General features: G+C 63.8%; 18 protein-coding genes. 10 read left to right on the top strand and 8 right to left on the bottom strand.

The features are described 5' to 3' along the window. Nucleotides 1-63: 63 nt before the first annotated feature. Complete coding sequence (locus SH412_RS21775; RefSeq protein WP_336520135.1) at nucleotides 64-498, top strand: DoxX family protein; 435 nt, start codon at nucleotides 64-66, stop codon at nucleotides 496-498. Between the two features lie 121 nt (nucleotides 499-619). Here the strand turns inward: SH412_RS21775 and SH412_RS21770 are convergent, their stop codons facing one another. From SH412_RS21770 to SH412_RS21760, 3 genes are all read right to left on the bottom strand, one after another. Next, entirely contained in the window at nucleotides 620-1,933 is a 1,314-nt protein-coding gene (locus tag SH412_RS21770; RefSeq protein WP_336520134.1) for a PQQ-like beta-propeller repeat protein, read from the bottom strand. 191 nt (nucleotides 1,934-2,124) lie between these two features. Next, complete coding sequence (locus SH412_RS21765; RefSeq protein WP_336520133.1) at nucleotides 2,125-4,140, bottom strand: M56 family metallopeptidase; 2,016 nt, start codon at nucleotides 4,138-4,140, stop codon at nucleotides 2,125-2,127. Next, nucleotides 4,140-4,538, bottom strand: a complete 399-nt coding sequence (locus tag SH412_RS21760) for a BlaI/MecI/CopY family transcriptional regulator (protein ID WP_336520132.1) — start codon at nucleotides 4,536-4,538, stop codon at nucleotides 4,140-4,142. The genes SH412_RS21765 and SH412_RS21760 overlap by 1 nt, the downstream gene beginning before the upstream one ends. A 327-nt stretch (nucleotides 4,539-4,865) precedes the next feature. Here SH412_RS21760 and SH412_RS21755 point away from each other — a divergent pair, with 327 nt between their 5' ends. Then, nucleotides 4,866-5,342: a hypothetical protein gene (locus tag SH412_RS21755; RefSeq protein WP_336520131.1), complete on the top strand. Its 477-nt coding sequence runs from the start codon at nucleotides 4,866-4,868 to the stop codon at nucleotides 5,340-5,342. A gap of 24 nt (nucleotides 5,343-5,366) precedes the next feature. Continuing rightward, entirely contained in the window at nucleotides 5,367-6,197 is an 831-nt protein-coding gene (locus tag SH412_RS21750) for an ExeA family protein (protein WP_336520130.1), read from the top strand. 237 nt (nucleotides 6,198-6,434) lie between these two features. On the opposite strand, the gene SH412_RS21745 is transcribed toward SH412_RS21750, so the two are convergent. From SH412_RS21745 to SH412_RS21735, 3 genes are all read right to left on the bottom strand, one after another. Continuing rightward, nucleotides 6,435-7,112 carry a hypothetical protein gene (locus SH412_RS21745; protein WP_336520129.1) on the bottom strand — a complete coding sequence of 226 codons (678 nt, stop codon included), beginning with the start codon at nucleotides 7,110-7,112 and terminating at the stop codon, nucleotides 6,435-6,437. A 94-nt stretch (nucleotides 7,113-7,206) separates the two neighbouring features. Further along, the gene (locus SH412_RS21740) at nucleotides 7,207-8,328 is read right to left on the bottom strand and encodes a mandelate racemase/muconate lactonizing enzyme family protein (protein WP_336520128.1); all 1,122 of its coding nucleotides are present in this window, start codon (nucleotides 8,326-8,328) and stop codon (nucleotides 7,207-7,209) included. A gap of 189 nt (nucleotides 8,329-8,517) precedes the next feature. Beyond that, a complete protein-coding gene (locus SH412_RS21735) occupies nucleotides 8,518-9,546 on the bottom strand; it encodes a succinylglutamate desuccinylase/aspartoacylase family protein (RefSeq protein WP_336520127.1) in 1,029 nt (342 codons plus the stop codon). A 328-nt stretch (nucleotides 9,547-9,874) separates the two neighbouring features. Between SH412_RS21735 and SH412_RS21730 the strand changes: the two genes are divergently transcribed. The 3 genes from SH412_RS21730 (at nucleotide 9,875) to SH412_RS21720 (ending at nucleotide 13,042) form a co-directional block, all read left to right on the top strand. After that, entirely contained in the window at nucleotides 9,875-11,071 is a 1,197-nt protein-coding gene (locus tag SH412_RS21730; protein WP_336520126.1) for an MFS transporter, read from the top strand. A 336-nt stretch (nucleotides 11,072-11,407) separates the two neighbouring features. After that, the gene (gene hmpA, locus SH412_RS21725) at nucleotides 11,408-12,649 is read left to right on the top strand and encodes an NO-inducible flavohemoprotein (RefSeq protein ID WP_336520125.1); all 1,242 of its coding nucleotides are present in this window, start codon (nucleotides 11,408-11,410) and stop codon (nucleotides 12,647-12,649) included. 42 nt (nucleotides 12,650-12,691) lie between these two features. Then, entirely contained in the window at nucleotides 12,692-13,042 is a 351-nt protein-coding gene (locus SH412_RS21720) for a cupin domain-containing protein (protein ID WP_336520124.1), read from the top strand. Nucleotides 13,043-13,116: 74 nt separating this feature from the next. Here the strand turns inward: SH412_RS21720 and SH412_RS21715 are convergent, their stop codons facing one another. Beyond that, nucleotides 13,117-14,256 (bottom strand): PDDEXK nuclease domain-containing protein, encoded by a 1,140-nt coding sequence (locus SH412_RS21715; RefSeq protein WP_336520123.1) that lies wholly within the window; start codon nucleotides 14,254-14,256, stop codon nucleotides 13,117-13,119. Between the two features lie 200 nt (nucleotides 14,257-14,456). Here SH412_RS21715 and SH412_RS21710 point away from each other — a divergent pair, with 200 nt between their 5' ends. The 3 genes from SH412_RS21710 (at nucleotide 14,457) to SH412_RS21700 (ending at nucleotide 17,514) form a co-directional block, all read left to right on the top strand. After that, the gene (locus SH412_RS21710) at nucleotides 14,457-16,532 is read left to right on the top strand and encodes an ornithine cyclodeaminase, nickel-pincer nucleotide-dependent (protein WP_336520122.1); all 2,076 of its coding nucleotides are present in this window, start codon (nucleotides 14,457-14,459) and stop codon (nucleotides 16,530-16,532) included. Nucleotides 16,533-16,987: 455 nt separating this feature from the next. Next, nucleotides 16,988-17,209 carry a hypothetical protein gene (locus SH412_RS21705; RefSeq protein WP_336520121.1) on the top strand — a complete coding sequence of 74 codons (222 nt, stop codon included), beginning with the start codon at nucleotides 16,988-16,990 and terminating at the stop codon, nucleotides 17,207-17,209. After that, the gene (locus tag SH412_RS21700) at nucleotides 17,182-17,514 is read left to right on the top strand and encodes a type II toxin-antitoxin system PemK/MazF family toxin (protein ID WP_336520120.1); all 333 of its coding nucleotides are present in this window, start codon (nucleotides 17,182-17,184) and stop codon (nucleotides 17,512-17,514) included. The genes SH412_RS21705 and SH412_RS21700 overlap by 28 nt, the downstream gene beginning before the upstream one ends. 58 nt (nucleotides 17,515-17,572) lie before the next feature. Here SH412_RS21700 and SH412_RS21695 read toward each other — a convergent pair whose 3' ends face one another. Beyond that, nucleotides 17,573-19,738 (bottom strand): sialidase family protein, encoded by a 2,166-nt coding sequence (locus tag SH412_RS21695; protein ID WP_336520119.1) that lies wholly within the window; start codon nucleotides 19,736-19,738, stop codon nucleotides 17,573-17,575. Nucleotides 19,739-20,072: 334 nt separating this feature from the next. Between SH412_RS21695 and SH412_RS21690 the strand changes: the two genes are divergently transcribed. After that, the gene (locus SH412_RS21690; RefSeq protein ID WP_336520118.1) at nucleotides 20,073-22,724 is read left to right on the top strand and encodes a P-loop NTPase fold protein; all 2,652 of its coding nucleotides are present in this window, start codon (nucleotides 20,073-20,075) and stop codon (nucleotides 22,722-22,724) included. Nucleotides 22,725-23,086 lie beyond the last annotated feature (362 nt).

Raw genomic sequence — 23,086 nt, 5'->3', positions numbered from 1 at the left:
ATCGAATCCGTAAATGTCCCGAGTGTGGGCGAAATCCGAGAACTTTTTGGTCAGGAACGAATCATGTCGAATGTTGTGCAGGGTCTGTTGAGTGTGAGCGGGCGGGTGCTCCTGTCGGCGATCTTCTTTCTCAGCGCGGTCGGGAACAAGATTCCCAACTTCAACGCGATCGCGGGCTATATGGGCTCCGAAGGGGTCCCCGTGCCGCAGGTGATGCTCGCCGGCGCGATCGTCTTCCTCATCGCAGGAAGTGCATCGCTGGTGCTTGGCCTTCGGCCGCGGATCGGAGCCGGGCTGTTGGCTGTGTTCCTGGTCCTGGCGACCTACTACTTCCATGACTTCTGGAACATCCCGGCGGAGAACGCCCAGCAGATCCAGGAGCAGACGATTCAATTCATGAAGAACTCGGCGCTAATCGGCGCGATGCTGCTGGTGATGGCCAACGGCGTCGGCGCCTGGACGCTCGACGCCCTCCTCGCCCGGCAGAAGGCTGCGTAGTGGTGCGGTAACGGAGGACTCACCGGGTGGCACGCCCTGAGTCTTCGAAGGGCGTGGTCTTCTCAAGGAGGCCGCACCCTTCGAGCATTTGACAGCCGATTTCGGCACGCGGGAGCCTGCCCTACGGATTGCCGATGCAGTACAGCCACTCCTGACGCGGGCCGTGCGAATCATCCGCCACGCGCAGGAAGAGCTGCCCGCGGCTGACGGCGGGACTGGCGAAGCCTTCCGTGCCGAGCTGGTTCTCGGCGATCTGCTCGTACCATTCAGCATTGGCCCGGAACACCGTCGTCTTCCCCGACATGTCCGTCGTAAAGATGTTGCCGCCCGATTCGACCGGCGAGACCCGGAAATTGCCGCTGATCCGGTGTTTCCAGAGCTCTTTGCCCGACTCCGCGTCGTAGCAGCGGGCGATGCCGTCGTCGTTGACCATGTAGAGCTTCCGCTCGTAAACCAGCAGCGACGGCACGTACGACTTGACGTTTTCCTTCCAGGCGACGGTGCCGTCGGACTTGACGGCGATCGTCTCCTGCTCGGGAAAACCGCCGCTGGCGATCACCAGGTCGCCGGCAATCACCGGCGACCCGACGCCGGCTTCGGCAGTCCCCGGCGTCGACCAGAGCCGGTCGCCCGTCAGCGGATCGAAGCTCTCGACGACGTTGCAGCCGCAGATCACGAGCTGATCCTTGCCCCCCAGCGTCACGACGCGGGGCGAGGCATAGCTCGACTTCGCCGGGCGCGACTTTCGCCAGACGATGTCCCCGGTGACGCGATTGAGGGCCGCCAGATAGCCCCCCTGCTGGTGATCGGCGGCCAGCAGCACGAGAGACTTGTAGAGGGTTGGTGACGCCGAATAGCCGAACTTGGACGCGAAGCTGCCGACGTCCGTCTTCCACAGCTCTTTGCCGTCGAGGTCGAGCGCAACCGCCCGGATCTTGCGGTCGTTGAGAAACACAGCAAACAGACGTTCGCCATCGCAGGCCAGCGTACTCGTCGCCTGCGTGTTCTCGGCGTGCACCGCGGTTTCGAAGTTCCCCTCGAATAACGTCGTCTGCCAGAGCTGCTTCCCGTCGGCCCGTTCGAAGCAGACCACTGACTGCTTCAGCGCCGTTTCGTCGGCCGTCTCCAGATAGACTCGTTCGCCCACGATGATCGGCGACGAATGACCGCGGCCAGGAATCTTGACCTTCCAGACGACGTTCTCCGTGTCGGTCCAGTGCGTCGGGACGGCGGGGCCGATGCCGACGCCGTCCGCGCCGGGGCCGCGCCACATCGGCCAGTCATCCGGACCGGGCAGCCACTCGGCGGCTTCTGTGACGAGCGACTCGGGCTTGGCGGAAATCTCCGTCGTCGCCGGGACGGGCGGACCGGCGGGACGCCCGCAACCGGCCAGCAGGAGCAGGTTGAACCAGACAATCATCGTCCAGGGACGCATGGAAAACTTCCTGCTGAAAGCCGCAATCGAGGTCGCCACGGATCATCCGGCGACTGCAGCCATGATTCAACAATGCCCGTTGGGGCACAAGGCGAAACGATGGTTATCGCAACCGTCATCACTCAACGAACCGGCCCCGGTCCACACGAGGTCGACCGGGGCCTTCAGTCCGTCGCATCTTGCGGACAAGATTACTTGTCGTCGCTCTTCGCCGGCGCATCGGCCGAAGCCGGGGCGTCGCTGGCCGTGTCCGCCACCGGCGTCTCCGGAGAGGGGGCGGCTTCGAGCGGTTGATCGACGTTCACGACGGCAGCCTCAGGCGCCACGCGCTCGGGAGCGACGTCGGCCCCTTTGCCCCTGTCTTCCTTCTCGCCCTCGGGACGACGCGGGCGATCGGGAGCCGGACGTAAACGGTCTGGACCACGTTCCTCCGGTCCCCGCTCGCGCACGGTGGGAGGACCGTCACGACCGGGGCCGCGCCCCTCCGGGCGTCCTTCGGGACGGCGCAGAAATTCCGGCTGATGCGGGCGGCCCGGGCCTTCGCCGTCGGGACGACGTTCGCGAACGGCCGGCGGCTGGCCATCCCGCGGCGGACCGTCGGGACGATGGATCATCTGCGGCTGGAACGGCCGCCCAGGGCCTTCGCCGCGCATGTGCGGCGGCTGGTCGCCGTGCGGACGTTCGCGAAGCTGATGGACCTCGCGACGAAGCTCGCTGACTTCGTTCTTCAAATCCCGCACGACGTCCATCACTTCCGCCAGGACTTCGCGGGGCGGGTGGAAGCCTTCGCGCCCCGGTCCGCCGTGACCGCCGAACGGGCCGCGCGGCGGACCGGCGTGGTCCATCCCTTCCCGGTGTTCCGGGGGATGCGGGCGATCTTCCGGACCGCGGCCGGGCCCGCCGCGGTGATGCTGCATCATGATCTCGCGCATCTCAGCCATGTGACGCTGCATCTTCTCCCGCGCCTCGGGGGGCAGCCCGCCCAGATCGGGGCCGTCCGGTCGTCCTTCCGGAGGACGTCGATCTTCCGGACTGCGACCCGGACCGTCGGGGCGACGGTCGCGGCCTTCGCGCAGTTCGCGGATCTCCCGCTCCTGCTGATGAATGCGGTCGTGGGCGCGTTCGAGTTCCCGACGGAGCTCCCGCAGTTTGCGTTGCTCGGGACTTTCGTCATCGTCGTCGCGGGCTTCCTTGCGATCGTCGTCGCCGATCGCCGACGGGAGCCAGCCGGGGCTCGCCATCCAGATCCCGGCGGGAACCAGCAGGGCCGCGACGCCTGCAGGCCACCAGCGGCCCGGCGAGGCCGACGTCGGCACTCCCAGGACGCGCTTGACGCGTTGCAGTAGATCCATGTGAGTGTCTCCCAGTGAGGCTGCAAACAACACGCCGGGCCGCGATATGCGGGACCGTGCGACGTACTCCAAAGCCTGGGCATACTGCAGCGGCTGCCCGATTCGGCTGACGGCCAGTTCATCACAGATCAGTTCGCGTTCCAGACGCAGACGGTTCGACATCCACCAGACCGCGGGGTGATAGAACAGACATGCCTCGACAATCCGCTGCCCCGCGTTGATCCACAGATCCCAGCGATACAGGTGCGCAAATTCATGGGCCAGGATCGATTCCAGCACCGCGGGGGGGATCGACAGCGCCCAGGCGGCGGGGAGGACCACGACTGGCCTCCACCACAGCAGGGCCAGCGGTTCGCCCACGTGCGCGGACAGCGCGACCCGTGGTGCACGCGACCAGCCGAACAGACCGGCCATCCGCCGGATGGAAATCTCCCAGCTCTCGGGAGCCGGCTTCAGGCCCCGATGCAGACGGACGACCCCCCAGCCCCCCAGCAGCAGCCGCAAACTGCACAACCCGACGCCAAACGTCCAGCCCAGCACAAGCAATCGCTGCCACGTCCAGTCGGCGGCAGGTTGCGAAACTTCAATCGCCGTCGCGGCGGCAAACTCGGCCAGCAGCCAGTCGTCCTGGGAGAGCTGCGCGGAGTCGATCCGCAGATCGCGCCACACCAGCCACGCACCGGTGACCGGCACGCACATCGTGCAGGCGGCCAGGCCGACCAGCAGCAGTCCGTATCGCCGACGAGGGTTTTTCAGCAGGATCAGGCCGATGCCGGCGAGCGCCGCAATCAGCGCCCCCTGCCAGAGAAAATGGAGCAGGGCTTCCGCAAACGGTCCGAGCCAGAGTTCGAACATTATTGAGCCTCCTCGGGCCGCTCGAACCGGGTGAGGAGCTCACGGATGGCGTTCAATTCGTCTTCCGACGGCTGCGACTGCTCCAGCAGATGGGCCACCAGCGTGCTGGTGGCGCCTCCATAGACGCGCGACCAGAGATCGGTCGCCAGTTGCGTCTGGGTGACTTCGCGGGTGACTTCCGGGCGGTAGCGAAACGCCCGGCCTTCCGGCTCGCGGGAAACGAGCCCTTTTTCGGCCATGACGTTCATCAGGCTCATGACGGACGTATAAGCCCGCGACTTCTGATCGGCCTCTTCGACTTCCACCACCTCGCGGACGGTCAACGGACCGCGCTCCCAGAGAAGCTTGAGAATCTCCAGCTCCGAGGGGGTTGGATGGGGGGTTCGTGGACGTGCCATACGTGTGCTCCGGCAGATTCCGCAACATGGGCCAATTCTACTGCGTAACCAGTAGGTGTCAACTGGGAAAACAGTAGTCTGGCTCCGGTCCTGTGAAACGGTCCCGGCGATTGTAAGTCCCCGGCCAGCCAAATGCCCATTTCGTGCGAGAAATCTCACGGTCTGTCCCATTAACCTCGCCCCTCAACGGCTTCGCGTCACTCGTGAAACAGACGCCGCGCCGGCCGCAGACGGAGCGCGGCTCATGTCGGCGACTTGGCTCGCCGATAATGCGGGAAGAGCGCCGCCGGCGTGGTGCGCAGATTGTCTGTCCGTGGAGTGTGTGGCATGGAGGTCACTGGCTCATCGGTTCCCGTCCGGGAATCCCGATCGGCCCCGTCCGTCAGTCGTCGCCTGAAGTCGCTGACGGGACTGCTTGTGGTCTGTAGCGTTGTCGGTCTTTCGTACGCCGTCTTTCAGACCTGGAAACTCGATCAAACCCCGAAGGTCGTCGACTCAACCGCGACCGACGATGTCCCTCTGAAGGTTGCGCTGGCACGCCCCGCGGAATCCGCCAGCCTCGCTCCCGTCAGACTCGCAGCGGGCGGGCGGCCGGCGCATGTTTCCACGGACAATATCGCTCAGGCCGCCTTCGAGACTGCGGAAGCAACCGAACCGGAGCCTCGGGTGCGGCAGGAACCGCTGGTCCGGGCGGCGTGGCTGACCGGCACCATTGAGGCCATCGACGAGAAAATCCAGCCGGCAGGACGACCGATGCCGACGTTCGACAATCCGTTGCGACAGCCCCCCGTCATCGACCCGTAGGCCCCGTCTCGGAGGTTCGGACCCATGTACGAGAACCACTGGCAGCTCCGACGAACGCCCTTCAGCGCGGCGACCCGGCTGGAATCGTTCTTCCCGGCTCCGTCGCAGCAGGCCGCATTGCTCAAGCTGCGATTCCTGCTCCAGCAGCAGCACGAAGGCGCCGTCATTGTCGCCCCCGCGGGGTGCGGAAAGACCTACCTCGCCGACATCGCCTGGCAACTGACGGCAGAGGACCGGGGGCCGGTCGCTTCGATTCAATATCCGCAGCTCAGCCCCGCCGAGCTGATCACCGACATCGCCGTACGGCTCGACGCCGGCGGGGACGCTCAACTCGACAGCAGCCTGGGGCTCGATTTCGTCCTTCGGCGGCTCGAAGCGCGGCTGACGGCGCTGACCGCGGAACATCGTCCGCCGGTGATCTCGATCGACGACGCCCATCTGATCGAAGACCGGCGCGTCTTCGAGTCGCTGCAGTCGCTGCTCAACCTGCATCGCCCCGGTAAGACGGAGTTTGCACTGGTCCTGTGGGGGCGGCCGGAACTGCTGGGAATGCTGCGGCGCGTCCACCGCCTCGACGAACGATTGTCGTTCGCGTGCGCCCTCCAGCCGCTGACCGAACCGCAAACCGCCGAATATGTCCGGCATCGCCTGGCCGCAGTCGGCGCCGGGCAGCCGATCTTCACGGACGACGCGTTGCGTGCCGTTTACGAACTCTCGGGCGGAATCCCGCGGCAGATCAACCGGCTCTGCGAAATGGCGCTGCTGATCGGCTACGCCGAACGCCAGTCGCAGATCGAACGACCTCAGATCGAGTCGGTCGCCGACGAGCTGCCGGGATCTCAGATCGCGGCGTGACCACGATCGATCCGCCAAGGAATTACTGACTCGGTTCCTCGGCGTACTACGGACGGCGCGCCCGTGCCGATTCACAACGCGTTCAAGAATTCCAGCGAAACGCCCAGACAGGAATGTCTGGGCCACCTTTTCCGAGAAATTCGCTTCAGGTGGGACAGACATTCCTGTCTGTCTCCAGTTCTTCGACTGGCTGCTGAAGTGTCGCATTGGCAGCGACCTGCCGGTGTCGCGTACACCTCACGCTGCTTTGCGACGTTTCTGAGTCAGCGCATAAATCCAGCCGCCGCGGAGCTTGCCGACCGTCTCCGCCGCACCGGTCTGACGCAGACAGTACGCGATCTTCTGGGCATGCCAGCGAGGAAGGCCGATTTCTCGTGCGAGGTCCGCGGTCGTAAACTCCGGCGGCAGCGACGCCGGCAGCAGGCGAATCAGATCCGTCGTCGTCCGCAGCTTGTGTCGTGAGACCACGGACTGCAGTTCGCGATCTTCCACCCGGAAGTCCCGTCCACGATTCCGCCGGCGCTTGAACGGGCAGCGGTACTCGATCTGTTCGGTCAGCAGCACTTCGAGCGTCAGCCGCGGATGCGGAAAGACCTCCACAAAGTGGACGAGGTCCGGAAACAGATCCCACAGCGTCTCATGGGCCGGGCTGAGCCGTTGACCGATCACCTCTCCCCCCGCCCGGTCCCGCTTGATCAGCAGTTTGCGGGCGGCGAGAGGTTTCACAATCGTCAGCCGGTGCCGCTCCAGCAGGCAGGCCACCTTCTTCCGCAGAGCCGATAGCGAACCCTGCTGAATCTCAATCAGCCGGCCGCGCGACACTGCATCGATACGATAACCCTCCACGGCCACCTCCTGGTCTTCCAGGCGCGTGCCGTACAGGGCTTTCAACTGACGATGCAGCGTATGTTCCATCCGGCATCTTCCGGCGACAGGCCAGGCAGGGGACCGCGCGCGAAAGATAGTCGAGACCGGGCGAGTGGGTCGAGACCAGCCGCCGCCGGTCCCGCTACGCCGACTGTTCGATCAGCGTCGATTTCACGAAGTCCTCGTTGAGCGTCACCCCCAGCCCGGGACCATCCGGAACAGTGATCCAGCCGTCGACGGCCTGGACCTTGTTGACCGTCAGTTCGTGCCGGAGCGGCGAATCCTCGACGCAATCCTCAAACAGGAACGCATCCCGGCAGGTGCTCAGCCAGTGCAGGCTGGCGGCGACGGTCACCGGGCTCGTGTAGCAGTGGTTGCACAGCCGGGCGCCAATTTCCTCGACCCGCTGGCGGATATAATTGGCGTCGGTAAAACCGTTGCGGGAGAGGTCGACCTGGTAGACGTCGAGGCAACGACCGTCGATCAACGGTCGAAACGCCTGCCGGCCGCACTCTTCTTCGCCCGACGCAATCGGCACCGGCGAGCGATCCCGCAGCCAGCGGTAACCCTCGTAGTCGTCCGGATGGAGCGGCTCTTCCAGCCAGCCGATCCGATGCTCTTCGAACGCCTTGGCCCGCTGCAGGGCGGTCCGGGCATCCCACACGCAGCCGGCGTCGATCAGCAGCGTCGCGTCGTCTCCCAGTCCCTTGCGGGCGCCGGCGACCAGATCCCGATCGACCGCTTCGCTCTGTCCCATCGGCTCCCAGCCGAACTTGACCGCCTGATAGCCCGCCTCGCGCCAGCGACGACCGATGGCCGCGGTTTCGTCGCCGTTCTTGCCGAACAAAATCGAAGCATAGGCCAGGATCTTGTCGTGCCGTTTGCCCCCCAGCAGCCGATGAATCGGCTCGCCGAAGTGCTTCCCCTTGAGATCCCACAGCGCCATATCGATGGCCGCCATCGCCGTGATCGTGGTCGACCGCCGGCCGCAGTACATCGTCCGCCGATACATCTTCTCCCACAGCCGCTCGGTATCGAGCGGGTTCTCGCCGACGAGCAGCGGCCGCAGCCCAGTGGCGATGTTGTGGCTGAACGGCGCGTCGATGACTGCCTTGACCATCTCCGGCGAAGAATCGGCTTCGCCGATTCCTTCCAGGCCATTATCAGTCCGAATGCGGATCAGCACCGAATCCTGACTGCTGGCGGTCTTCGCCTGAACGTTCTTGATGCGCAGAATCTGGCAGACGACTTCGGTGATTTTCATGGAAAGTGGCTAGTGATTAGTGGTGAGTGGCTGGTGAAGAAGCCGTAGGGCAGGCTCCCGCCTGCAGATCTGTGGCAACAATCGTGCAAGACAACTGGATGGCACGTCCCGACCTGAGGCTTTGCGAAGGGCGTGGCTTTGAGACGGGGGTAAGACCACGCCCATCGCAGACTCTGGGCGTGCCACCCACTATGGGATCACTCTTCCCACAACGACAATATGCTGCCCGCGGGGGACCGGCGCGACCCAGGCCTGGGCCAGGACAACGCCGTCGACGCCTGCCTTGCAGGGATACGGCTCCATGTCGATGTGGTCGAAATCGTGGAGCAGGCCGACGACGTCCCCCGCCTTGACCGCCGTACCGCACTCCAGCAGCGGCTCGTAATGGCCGTCGAACGGGGCGACGGTAAAGCAGGCGCGATCGACCATCTCCAGAGTTCGCTGCGTCCCATCCTTGTGATGCGCATGCGGCTCGATCGTCCCGCGGAGCAGTCCGTTGTTGATCAGTGCAGCCAGCACCCCGTGCCGGCCGTAGCGCACCCCTTCCGGATTCACCGACCGACCCCAGCCGAGCTCGGTCCCGACCGTGATCTTGCCGAGTCGTTCGGCCTCGCTCGGAAGCAACCCCGGCGTGACGTTCTGATAGACCATCAGGCTCGGCGTCCCGAACCAGCGCGCGGTCTGCTCGATCTTCTTGGCGAGTACCGGATCCTCGACCGGGTGGTAGTTGGCACAGATCGAAAACCGGGCCACGTCGCCGCCCGAGTGCAGATCCAGCACAATGTGCACCCGGGGCCAGATGTGTTGCCGGACGAACGCGGCAATCCGGTGCGTAATCCCGGACAGCGCCGGCGTCACGCCGGCCCCCTCCACGAACGCCCGATTCAGATTCACGCGATCATCGGGGCTGCTTTCGCGGGTCCCCGCCCGGAACGCCGACGGATTCAATACCGGAATGAAAATGATCCGGCCGCGGACGTCTTCGAGGCGGATTTCCTGAATCAGCTTCTTGAGGACGACCGGCCCTTCGTACTCGTTGCCGTGATTCGAGCCGAACGAGACGAGCCCTTCGCCCGGCTTGGCTTCCGGCCCCACCCAGACGGTCAACGGGATCAGGTGATCCCCCCAGATACTGTCATGTTCGAGAGCCAGCCAGTAATCCCGGCGGCCGGGGGAATCGAGATCGAGCTGATTCGGACGAGCGACGACGCGCGACATGCTGACGATACCCTCTTGCAAGGTTCTGAACCGGTTGCGGGGATCATATCACGGGAGGCTGATGGATTCACCAGAAGGAAGCTGCAAACGCCAAACATCAAGTCACGGGCGTAAAGCTCCAAATCTCAAACACCAAATCTCAACAGGACGCTGGCTTCCTGCATTTCACTGTTTTGTTGGAGTTTGGCGTTTCAGATTTGGAGCTTCGGCATTTCAACGCCCTCTGGACATCTCGTCGAATTGTGTCAACAATTCCCGCGCTGAACCTTCCTGCCGCGCACCGTGTCCTCCCTGCCGAACTGCCCGCCTCTTGGATGACGGAACCGTCATGTCTGCCTCGACCCTTGCGCCCGCGATCGCTGCGGAGCCGCTTCACGTCCGTCCGATCGCGCTGCTGACGCTCGGACATCTCCTGGTCGACCTCTGCCAGGGGCTCGTCCCCGCGCTCGTGCCGTTTCTGGTCACGCACGACGGCTACAGCTACACCGCCGCCGCCGGACTGCTGTTTGCCACGTCGGCGCTGTCGTCCGTCGTTCAGCCGCTGTTCGGCAAACTGGCCGACCGCGGCACAATTCCGGCGCTTCTTCCCGCCAGCGTCCTGCTCGCCGGGACGGCCCTCGCCCTCGGCGCGCAGGTCGCGTTCTACCCGGTCCTGCTCCTCGCCTTCGCCGCCAGCGGGCTGGGCATCGCGGCGTTTCACCCCGAAGCCGCCCGACGGACGTTTCTCGCCGCGGGGACTGCGCGCACCACGGCCATGAGCTACTTCTCGCTCGGCGGCAGCGTCGGCTTCGCCCTGGCCCCGATGCTCGGCGCCGCCCTGCTCACCAGTTACGGTCGGATCGGCATCCTGGGGATCATCGTTCCCGCCTCACTCGTCGCCGCCCTCCTGGCCTGGGAGTTCACCCGCCCGATCGCCCCTCGGGCGGCCAGGGCCGCATCCAGCATGGTCTCGCCCGGCGTCGACAACTGGAGCGGCTTCTGGCGGCTGGCCGTCAGCGTGATTGCAAGATCGATCGTCTTCTTCGGTCTCAATGCCTTCCTGGTCCTGTTCTGGAAGGAGCACTGGCGCTGCTCGCTGACCGAAGGAACGTTCGCCCTGTCGGTGTTCCTCTTCAGCGGCGTGGGAGGGACGCTCATCGGCGGCTGGTGGGCCGACCGTATCGGCCGGCGAGCCGTGATCCAGATCGGCTTCGGCCTCAGCACGCTGGCCTTCCCGCTGGTCTTTCTCGCTCCGAATCAGACCGCGAGCCTGATCTTGCTCGGTCTCGCCGCCGCCCTGTTCTTCGCCCCGTCGAGCCCCGCGGTCGTGCTCGGCCAGGAGTACCTGCCGAACCAGGTCGGCGTGGCCTCGGGCGTGACCATCGGCCTGGCAGTCAGCACCGGGGGCATGGTCGCCCCGCTGCTGGGACGGCTGGGAGACGTCGCCGGCCTGCCGGCGGTGTTCGCCGTGCTGGAAGTCCTGCTGGCGGTCTGCTTCGTCAGCACGCTGCTGCTGCCCGCCGTGCATCGCACTCGCCCGGCATAGTTGTCGCGTCGCGGAATCTCAGCAGTTCATGCTGGGGTGGCTGGGTGGCTGGGGTCGAGTCTTCGAGCCGCCAGATTCTTACCATCTCGCTGGGGGCGGCCCAAAGCCGCCGACGCCAGCCACCCGGAATGAGGCGCCATCCGTACGAAACATTACAGGAGCGCCGGTCTAGTCCCCACGAACGCGGCGCTGCGGTTTTCAGCCGAGCCGCTGCGGTTTTCCACAAATTGCTCTCTCTCAAAGACTCTCTCTTGCAATTCTGGATATAAACATCCATAATTGGCGAAACAGAGGTCGTCGCCCTTGGTTTCGCAGCCCGCCCGGAGAGAGTTCATCATGCTCAGCGAGAACACGATTCAGATTGTCAAAGCCACGGCCCCCGCGGTCGCCTCGCACGCTGAGGCCATCACCCGCCGGTTCTACTCCCTGATGTTCACGGGAAACCCGGAAGTCAAAGCCTTCTTCAATCAGGCGCACCAGCATTCCGGCGGACAGCAGCGGGCCCTCGCTGGGGCCATCTGCGCGTACGCATCCAACATCGACAATCTGGGAGCGCTCGGCCCCGCCGTCGAACTGATCGCCCAGAAGCACTGCTCGCTGGGGATCCAGGCCGAACATTACCCCATCGTCGGCAAGCACCTGCTGGTCGCCATCAAGGATGTCCTCGGGGACGCAGCCACCGACGAAGTCATCGCCGCCTGGGGCGAGGCCTACGGGTTCCTGGCCGACATCTTCATCCAGCGCGAAGCCGAAATCTATCAGGCCCAGGCCGCGGCTCCAGGGGGCTGGGCCGGCTATCGTCAGTTCGTCGTCGAGCGCAAGACGCCCGAAAGCGAAATCGTCACCTCGTTCTACCTCCGCCCGGCGGACGGCGGCCCGCTGCCCAGCTTCCAGCCCGGCCAGTACATCACGGTCAAGATCGACCATCCCACCACGCCCACGTCGCCCCGCAACTACAGCCTGTCCGACCGCCCCGATGCCGGCCACTACCGCATCAGCGTCAAACGCGAGCCGAGCCCAGTCGCGGACGCCCCCGCCGGCTTGATTTCCAACTATCTGCACGAGCACGTCCGCGAAGGGGACACGCTGCAGATCGGCCCCCCCTGCGGCGAATTCACCCTCAATCCCGCCCAGGTCAACGGCCGACCCATCGTACTCCTCTCCGGCGGCATCGGCGTCACCCCCGTGCTGTCGATGCTCAAGAGCCTTGCGGCGCAGCAGGTCTCCACGCCGGTCTATTTCATCCACGCCGCCCGCAACAGCCGAGTCCACGCGCTCGGTCAGGAAGCCCGACAGACGGCCACGGAGTGCCCGGCGATCCAGACGCACTTCCGCTACGACCAGCCGCTGGAAGACGACGTCCGCGAGCGGCGCTGCGACAGCGCCGGCGTCATCGACAACGCGCTGCTCAACGAACTGGTGCCGCACGACGACGCCGAGTTCTACTTCTGCGGTCCCAAGCCGTTCATGGTCGGTCTGTACCAGGAATTGAAGAACCGCGGCGTCGACGAAGCCCGGATCCACTTCGAGTTCTTCGGCCCGCGGCAGGATATCACGGCAGCGGGCTCCATCGCCTGAGCAGATCCATCGCGAATCGAAGCCTCACTGAGGAGTTGAATCATGGCCATTCCGCACGCACAACCGGGCGAGCTGATTGATCTTCAGCCGCTGGGAGACCGGCTCGCCGAATCCCGGACGACCGTGCTGATCAAGACGGAGGCGTTGGAAGTCATCCGGCTCGTCCTGCCCGCAGGGAAGGAACTCCCCGAGCACCGGGCGCGAGGTCCCATCACGGTGCAGGGCCTGGAAGGCCGGGTCGCCTTCCAGACCGGCGACACGAGCTGCGAACTGACCGCCGGGACGCTGATCTCCCTGCTCCCGGGCCAGCCCCACGCGCTCCAGGCGCTGGAGGATTCGTCGCTGCTGCTGACGATCGTGCTGGGCGAGAAACCGGCGCCTGGAGCAAAGTGACGTACCGGATATCGCGTTCGGGTGGCCGGGGCAGGAGCGTCATCGCGATGCCCCGGTCCTGAGCGCATTCACGATCAGACCGATCGCTTTGTCGTGCGTTTGAGTTTGCGCGGCGACTGAGCACCCGCCTGCGATTCGGCAAACGCATAGAAGTCGTGGAGCTTGGCCTGCAGCAGTTTCCGGTCCGGCAGCCGGGTCTGGTACTCGGCCACCAGCGCCGGAGAGGCCGCTCGGCTCAGTGCATACTCGACGACTTCGTGATCCCGCGTCGCGCACAGCAGGACGCCGATGGAGGGCTGCTCGTGCGGCTTCTTCACGTTGCGATCGAGGGCCTCCAGGTAGAATTCCAGCTTGCCGAGATGCTCGGGCTGAAACTCTTCGATCTTCAGCTCGAAAGCCACCAGGCAGTTGAGAGCCCGGTTGAAGAACAGCAGATCAATGGCGAAATCTCGCCTGCCAACCTGCAGCGGAAACTGCCTGCCGACAAAACAGAAGTCGCGTCCCAGTTCGATGAGGAACTTCCGGAGCTGTTCGATCAGGGCCTGTTCCAGATCGGCTTCCGAATGCTCGATCGGCAAGTTCAAGAACTCGACGAGATAGCTGTCTTTGAAAATCGCCGCCGCTTCGGGCCGAGTGTCTCGCAACGCTGGTGCGAGATTCGGTCCGGCGAGCGCAACTCGCTCGTAGAGCGCTCCATTAAGCTGGCGTTGCAGTTCCCGCAACGACCACCGCTCGATGATCGCTCTCTGCAAGTAGAACTGACGCTCTTCGTCCCGCTTACACCGACTCAGGATCGCCAGATGGTGGCTCCACGGCAATTCTCGCAACAGCGCTGCGAGTTTTGACAGATCCCGATAAGTCTCGAAGAATTGCATCATTCGCCAGAGATTACTGGCCGAAAACCCGCGTGCATTCGGCTGCTGTCGTCGAATGTGCTCGGCCAGAGCCTCGACCGTCCCCTGCCCCCAGCCCGCGCCGGCGATTCTCCGGGAAATAAACTGTCCGATCTTCCAGTACAGCTCGATCAACGCCGTATTGACCGCCGCCACGGCGCGGGTCCGCGAAGCGTCGATCAACCGCAGGACGGCCTCAAAGTCCTTGGCACTGGCTTTGGCTTTCGATACAGCCGGCGGCAGGGTCTTTCGGCGACCGGCCAGCGCGCCGGTCGATTTGCTGTCCCTTGTCGGTCGCTTCTTCGTCGGTCGCTTCTTCATGTCAACCACCCTGCATCCGTCATTGTTCCACCAACGGGCCGGCTCCGGTCTGCGAGCATAAAACATATGAACATAAAGCACTAGCCCCTCTGTGGCTGGAGAGTTGCCATCTCGAGTTCCCCGACGAATACTTCCTGCAGACGCCGCCGGTCGCCGCGCGACTCGTGCGACAGGACGTCCCGGCAGGAAGGGGAACCGCGATGGACCGGATTCTGATGTGTCCGCCCGACGGCTATGGCGTCAATTACGTCATCAACCCGTGGATGGAAGGCCAGCAGGGGCGGGTCGATCTCGGCCGCGCCCGCACCGAGTGGCAGCGGCTGCATCACGAGATCAGCGTCCGGGCTCGCGTCGAATTGATCACGCCCCCCACACTCGATGACAACCTGCCCGACATGGTCTTCACCGCCAACGCCGGGCTGATCCTCGAAGACGCCGCCGTCCTCAGCCAATTCCGCTTCGCCGAACGCCAGGGGGAAGAACCCCGCTTCTCGCGCTGGCTCGAATCGGCCGGCTTCCGCGTCATCACCCTCCCCGGCGACCGCCCCTTCGAAGGCGAAGGCGACGCCCTCATCCAGCCGGGACAGCCGCTCCTCTGGCTCGGCCACGGCGTCCGCTCCAGCCTCGAATCGGCCCCCTTCGTCGCCGAAGAACTCCGGCTCGAAGTCGTCCCGCTCCGGCTCGTCGACCCGCGCTACTACCACCTCGACACCTGCTTCTGCCCCCTCACCGACGGCCGGCTCCTCTGGCTCCCCAGCGCCTTCGACGACGCCAGCCGGAAGGTCGTCCAGCAGCGGATCTCCGCAGACCACCGCATCGAAGCCAGCGAGCGCGACGGCGAACTGTTCGCCTGCAACGCCCTGCAGCTCGGCCACGATCTGCTCCTCAACGACTGCACCCCCGCCCTGGAAGCGGCCCTCGCCAACCAGAACCTCCGCGTCATCCGCTGCCCCGTCCCCAGCTTCCTCCAGGCCGGCGGAGGCGTGAAATGCCTCACGCTCCGGCTCCAGCAGCCCTCCGTCCCGGCGAAGCGCGAAGCCGCCTGTGCCGTGCGGACCACGCAAGTCGTCCTGCGCGGACATCTCATTGATACCGGTCTGCTCAATCAGGCCGTCTCGCTCGTCGCCGACCGGGGACTCGGCTGCCGCGTCGAAAAGTTCGAACCCGGCCAGCGCCACGATCAGCATTCCATCGCCCAGCTCCGCCTGACCGCCGCCGACCCCGATGTGCTGCAGGTCGTCCTCAGCGAACTGATGTCGCTCGGCGCCCAGCCCGTCGATCCCGAAGCCGACGCCCGTCTCGAACCGGCCCCCGCCGACGGCGTCGCCCCCGAAGGCTTCTACGCCACGACGATCTACCCCACCAGCGTCCGCGTTCGCGGCGAATGGTCGCTGGCGGAGGAACAGCGGATGGACGCCGTACTGGTCGCCGGCGGCAGCCACGGGTCAGGCGTGCGATGCGCCCTGATCCGCGACCTGAAACAGGGAGATCCCGTTGTCTGCGACATCGCCGGGGTCCGCGTCGAGCCGAAGCTGGTCCGCGGCCGGGAAGGCCAGGATGCCTTCGGCTTCATGACCGGCTCCGCGAGCAGCGAACGCCGGGTGGAAACCGCCGTCCGCGAACTGGCCTGGGAGATGAAAAAGATTCGCGAACGAGGCGGCCGAATCGCCGTCGTCGGCGGCCCGGTGGTGATTCACACGGGAGGCGGTCCGCACCTTGAACGGCTGGTCCGTGCCGGCTATGTGCAGGCGCTGTTGTCGGGTAATGCCCTGGCGGTCCACGATCTCGAAAGCCAGATGTTCGGCACCAGCCTCGGCGTCGACCTCGCCCGTGGCAAGGGAGTCCACGAGGGACACACGCATCACCTGCGAACGATCAACCGCATCCGCCGGGCGGGCTCCATCGCCCAAGCGGTCGAGCAGCGCCTGGTCACCGGCGGCCTGATGCACGCCTGCGTCACGAGCGGCGTCGACGTCGTCCTCGCCGGTTCCATCCGCGACGACGGCCCCCTCCCCGACACGCTGATGGACCTGGTCGAAGCCCAGTCTGCCTATGCGAAGGCGCTCAAAGGCTGCGAAATGGTCCTGATGCTCTCGACGATGCTCCATTCCATCGGCGTGGGAAACATGACCCCGGCGGGTGTGAAGCTCGTCTGCGTCGACATCAACCCGGCGGTCGTGACGAAGCTCGCCGACCGCGGCAGCCTGGAAAGCGTCGGCATCGTAACCGACGTAGGACTGTTCCTGAACCTGCTGACACGCGAACTGCTGGGATAAGAAGCGCCAAGTGCTGAGGATCGAACGACGGAGGAGTTGCCGCCATTGTCTTCATGGGCGGCCTTCGGGTGCAGCCGTGAACTGGTGGTCGACAAATCGGCACTGTGGACGTCAAAAACTGTCGTTCCACGTCTTGAGCCCCGAAGCGGGCGACGGGCTGTAGCTACGGGTGAAACGGAGTCCGCCAACAGGCGGACGGAGTGTAACCCGTGGAACCAAACGCCCGCCGTGCGCCACCGCCCCGGATGGGGCGGCGGAACGGCAAACTTGTGAATCGGGCGGCACGCCACAGTCTCCGTCGCCCCCGGCGGGCGAAGAGCCGCACGGACGGCGGCACCAGTGGACCTCCAACGGCCAACTGCACCCGCATCCCGCACCCGCCGCAACTTCGTATCGCACAAAGCGGTCATGACGTTGTACGATGACCAACATCCAATTTCCTGAGAAAGGCTCCGATGATTCGAACCGTCGAAGGGGTGATTGACAGCGAAGGCGTGGTGCGGCTGCTCGAACCGGTTCCGCTGTCCGGCGCACGTCGTGCACTGGTCATGATCCTGGACGAGGAGCCAGCGCCCATGTCGTCAGAAACCGCTCTCTTCAGCGAGGCCGCCCTGGCGGAAGACTGGAACCGGCCCGAGGAGGACGCCGCATGGGCGTATCTGCAGCCGGAGAAATAGTCCTCGTTCCATTTCCGTTTTCGGACCTGTCGGCCACGAAAGTTCGTCCGGCAATCCGACTGGCGGACGCTGGACGAGGCGACTGGATCCTGTGCCAGGTCACCAGCAATCCTTACGGTGATCCCGAAGCCATACCTCTGGTTACCAGCGATTTTTCCCACGGGGCTATGCAGGTCTCCAGTTTCGCCCGTCCCGGTAAACTCTTTACGGCGAACGCGTCGTTGATCGGGCGATCCGTCGCCACGCTTGACGAAGCTGCTCTCCGCAAGATTGTCGATGCGATCATCGCTCTGCTTCGTCCGTGACTGACATCGGGTTTCCCAGACGAAATACACGTGACGAAAACGACCCCCACCGCCGCCCCTACCTCTCCGGCAACTTCGCCCCGTAATACACCGCCCGATGCCGATTATCGTCGAAGGCAAAGTGCAGAAACTTCCCGTCCCGGCTGACAAAGCCGTCCGGATAATTCAGCCGCCCCTTCGGTCCATCCACCGACTCCGGCGCCAGCACCCGCTGATACGGCCAAGTCTTCATCCCGTCAAAACTCACCCACAACGCCAGCGGGCTGCGATGCTTTGAGTTTGGATTGTGCAGCATCGCCACCCGGTCGCCACCCAGCGGGTAGAGGGTCGCCTTGCTGCCGGGATTGGGGACCTTCGTCACGCGGGCATACTCCGGCCAGGTCTTTCCGCCGTCTTTCGACTCGGCATAAAACAGCACGCCCCCCAGGCCGTCAGCTCGGATGATCATCGCAATCCGGCCGTCGCTCAATTCGACAATGTTGTTCTCGGCCCAGCCGTGATAGCGCTCGTTGGGAGTCAAACGGACGTCCCCGTGTTCGCTCCAGGTCTTCCCGCCATCGCTGCTGATCAGCACGCCGTTGCGGGGATTGCTGACGTAATGCCGCAGCGCACCGTGCCACGGTTTCTCCTCCGCCGGCGGGGGCGGAGTTCCCTCGGGCGGGCCAACGTAGTGCTGGAACGGCACCAAGATCCGCCCGTCGCGAGTCACAATGTGATTGCGCAGAAACGTGAAGTTCGCCAGTCGCCCGGGCGCGGGAACCGGCTGCGACCACGTCCGGCAATTGTCGTCGCTGTGCAGAACCCAGGTCTTCCAGTCCCGCCCCCACGTCTCCGAGTGCGTCGACAGAAACGCCGTGCAGCGGCCGTCACGCACCATCACCTCGGTCACGCACTGCCCGGTCGTCAACCCCGAGCGCGGTAGCCCCGTCTCCATCGGTTCGAGCTTGGACCAGGTCTTTCCTTGATCGAAACTGCGAGTGATGCCGGTGTAATTCTTCGGCGAGGGTTCAAAGTCATCCCCGGCGAGCAGAAACAGCCCCCACGACCCATCGGGAAGCTCGCGAAGCGTCGTGTCGCAGACCATTTTGTTCGGCGAGACGCCGTCATACGGAATCGCCGTCCGGTCCTGCGTAGCATCGGCCGCCGCCTGAGCGGTCCACTTTGGATCTGGGACAATTTCCCGCGGTAGCTTGGGTGCATACGCCTTGTTGACGAGCATCCGAGGCTTCGCGCCGCGCGAGTTGAACCGGCCGGCGACAAGGTCCTCTTCGCGGAACTTTGCCAGCAGAATCTCGGCGTCGGTGTGCCGGTTCCAGTCGTACAGAATGTGGATCGTGCCGTCGGGTGCCTGAATGCCGTCGGGATAGGAGACCTCCGCCCGATCGTCCAGCAGAAGCTGATGCGGCCACGTTTTGCCGTCGTCCTTCGACAGAAACGCCGTGAGACTCGACCGGCGAGGAAGCCGGACGTCGAGCGGGCCGTTCTTGACCAGCAGCAGATTCCCCGATGCCAGCCGGCGCAGGAAGAACCGCGCACTGACGTTCTGGATCGAAGCAGGCCGTGGCGTCTCCCACGTCACGCCACAGTCGGCGGAGAACGCTTCGCTGATCCCCCCCTTCGTCCGGGCCAGCATCCATAATCGGCCGTCCTTGAGTTCGACGAGCATGTGTTCGTCAAAGTCGGTGCCAGGGAAGGCGACGCCGCCCCGACGGGTCCAGGTCTGCCCTTCATCGGTCGAGGCAAAAACGTTCGCCATGCGGATGCCGTCGAGGTCGCGGTGAGCGTCCTTGAGCAAAGCGGGGCCGATGCGGTCGCGGGTCCAGAGAGAGACCGGCAGCAGCCAGTCGCCGTTGCTCAGCACCGTCGGCTTGTTGAGCGTGCAGCCGTCGGCGAAGCGGACCGGCTCGGTCCAGGTCGGCTCGACGGCGTCGGGGTTGTCGCAGCGGATGAACCAGTCCCCGGCCCGCCCGTCGAAGTAGCCCAGGCTCTGATCGAAGAAGCACCAGAGGCACCCCTTGGGATCGGTCCAGAGATTGCCGACAAGCGACCGCCGCTGGGGAGCGCCCGGCGGATCGGTCGGATCGATGACCACGCGCGGCTTCGACCACGTCGCGCCGCCGTCGTCGCTGGTAGCCAGCATGAAGAACCCATTGGGGCTGTCCCCATTGCCAACCCAGCACGCCCACAGCCGCCCGCCGGGAGTCCGCTCGATCCCGATAATCATATTGCCAACGCGAACCCGGTCATCATATTCGGGCCCAGGGGCGGTGTTGATCGAGGGTGGGGCGAGGGAGAGATCAAGGAGGGGGTCCTGGGCGGGAGCAGGAGTGGCACAAAAGAGCAGAGCGACCAACAGGAACTGCTCAAAGGCCCGGAAACAAAGTCGCCGTATGGTCATAGCAGATCCCAGCTTTTCCTGCCGCGCGCGATCCAAATACCGGCGTCCATCGTATACACTCTCACCAATCAACTCGACTCCAAAGAGGGAAGTAATGAGCCGCGTAATTAGGCATTGGATCCGAAAACTTCTCACGGGGGCATTAGCGTGGTTGCACCCGATGAGCGAAGCTGACGTACTTCGGCGTTGGATCTGCATGCTTATTACGGGAGTTGGTGCAGGCATCATCGCTCACGCAGCTTGGCGATTACATCCGAGCCTGCCGTTCGGACCGGCGTTGCAATTCATTGAAAAGCTGCAGCCTCATTGTCAGTACGCCATCGCTTTGGCAATGTCGCTACTAATCAGCTTCATTTCTCTGCAGAACGCCCCGATTGGAGGAATCGAGTGGCTTCGCAACAACTTGCGATATCCATCAGTCTGGGTCGCGCTCCTGGTTGCCTTTGGGACATTTGTTCTCTTGGAGCCCGACAGCAAGGCTTCGGACCGCATTGCCGACCTTCTGTGGACGGATTTGGCACTCGTCGTTGGAATGTTCGCTATGTCTATCGCCGTCGTTCTGATGGTCCGGACTTTTCGCGCGCAGTCGCTACCCTCCAGAACATCGCGACAACCGAGCGGTCATCCAAGCCTCAATGAAACATGGTGGGACTCTGACGCACCAGTTGAGCGCGACGCGGATGACCGATTCGGCTTCAAGCCGATTGTTGATCGTGTTGCCGCACATCTAAGCAGTGATTCAGACTTCACACTGTTTCTCGATGGACCGTACGGCAGCGGAAAATCGTCTATCCTCGCGATGGCGCGATCTCGCACTGTGGGCGAGGACAACCTAGTCATCTGCAGACTGAGCTGCTGGGATTTCCCAACTTCAGAAGACGTAATCCACTTCATCCTCGAACGGGCGGTAGAAGAGTTGGGGACCCGTGTTGATGTCACCGCGTTCAAACGGCTCCCTGCTAAGTACGGGCGAGCGATCTTTCGCGACTCTGGGTGGCTCTCGCAATTGTTCGAATTCGTACAGCTGCTCGTTCCGCAGTTTGGCCAGTCGCCAGACCGCATGATCAGCGACTTGAATCGGCTCATCCGGCAACTGAATCTCAGGTTGGTCGTGGAAATTGAAGATCTCGATCGAACCGGGCTAGATGACCGCTCTCTGCAGCCCGTGTGGGCGCTCATACATCACCTGCGCGACGCCGATCACATCAGCGTGATCGTAGCGGGCTCACCCGAAAATGATTTCGTCCGCGATGCGCAGAAGCTGTTCGACTTTGTCGAAACCGTACCCACGCTGACGGCGAGTGCCTTGCAAGACGACATCGCGCTCTTCGAGAAGAAGGTCTTTGAGCAGACGGGCGTGATCGACTGCCGCGACGGAGAGCGTCTTCCTACGCTACGTGTCCCGAACGAAGTCGAATTGGCCGCTCATCGCGCATTTAGAATGACTCTTGACGACACGCTCGATGCATTGCAGGAATTAGTAAGAACCCCGCGAGCATGGAATCTACTCCTACGAGAAACCAACGCAGACTGGGACCGTCTGGCGGGAGAGATCGACTTTGACGATTTGGTAATCGCGAACGCGCTCCGTCTCTTCGCTCGACCGGCATTCTGGTACGTCGACCAGTTTCGGGCCAAAGAGCCTCGAGGGAGGCACACAAGTCATGATAGTCGAGCGTGGAGCGAAATGATTCGCAAGGCTTGGAGGCGAGTCGCGATAGACGAAGCCTCTAAGCCGGCCGCGTGGTCCCTTGTTCGGACACTTATGGGAATCGGAATCTATCCGGAGATGGATGAGAAAGGCGAGAAGGTTCGATCAAGGCCGGAGTACTACTGCGAAGGGGACGCGGTCGTGGCGATTAGACCGCAGAGCGTGCTGTCCCACGACTTCGGTGACGAATACTGGCGGCGAATCCGCAATCGCGACCTCGGCCCGAATCCCGTCCGCGATCAAGAGCTACTGCGTCTCAACAAGGACAGCCAAATCGATCCGAATTTGAGACGAGAACTTGCAGCGGCACTGGTTGGCGACGAAGGTACTGCCAGCCGATGGAAGCGACTAACCGACGGCTGGCCGGTCACTGCTGCTCTTGAGTTGGCCGACGACGTCATCAACGAGTTGAAATCTTCGTCGGCCGAGTCAAGACGTTTCGAGGCGTTGGCAATCGTTCGACGGAGATTGCGGTCACTTACCGAAGGCGACGAATCGAAGATTTACGAGTGGATTATGCGGACGTCGATCGAGAATGCCCGTTGCGACTGGGCCGTAATGACTTGCCTCCTCGACCGATGGGCGAAAGGAGATATCGGACAGGATCAGCTGGTTTCAGCTAAAGCCCGAGAGGACCTGCTCAAGCACGTGCAGGCCACGGTTGCCGACGCGCTGCGTTCCGAAAGGCTACGTCCAATCGACTATCTGCGGCCGACAGAGGAGTGGAGTGCTCTGGCTGGAGTAGTCTCCATTGCGGGAACTTCCATCGCGCATATCACCGGGCTCGCTTCCAGCGGTCATGAATGGATTCGGGAGCTCGCGGAAGCGATTTTCGAAGAAGCACAGCAGGCCCCGACGAAATGGACGGGACACTTGATCGTTCTATTCTGGGGCGTCAATGGAATTCAGGCTGCAAAGGACGGGGCCGTACCTGCGTTCGGAGTCGATCTTTGCCGGCGTGCGTTCTCCTGGATTTCCGAGCAGCCAATCGAGCACAAAGGCTTCTGCACTGGCATGGGAGACCGCGACTGGATTCGCGGCGAAGAAGTTCTCCAGCAAGCCCGGGCATGGCTTGAAAAGGACGCGGAATCGGATCAGTGATTGTGGCCCTTCCATGACCATGCAGATCCGACGTCAACCGGACAAGTTTCTTCCAGCATTTGGGGCCACCCCGCCGATCCCCCCCACCTCGCCTTCCTCCTCACTAGCCACCAGCCACTCATCACTCCCCCCTTATGTGAATTCCGCGCAACAAAACCCCTATTATTGAAGGGGTCAAGGGAGTGCACCCGCTGGCGGTTCGCCGCACGCGTCCGGAGCGACCTCTTCACCCGGGCCCGGTCAGGGCCCACAGGCGGATTCTCCCCACGGAGAATCCGGGGCGCGCACCCTTTGTGCGCACAGCCTCGGCGCCGAGTTCATTCATCCCCCCGGACGCAAGTCCGGACGCCTGAACGGTTAAT

The sequence above is a fragment of the Planctellipticum variicoloris genome (assembly GCF_030622045.1).
GTDB lineage: Bacteria > Planctomycetota > Planctomycetia > Planctomycetales > Planctomycetaceae > Planctellipticum > Planctellipticum variicoloris.
Note: the sequence above shows the minus strand (reverse complement) of the source record. Positions and strands in the feature narration are given on the sequence as shown.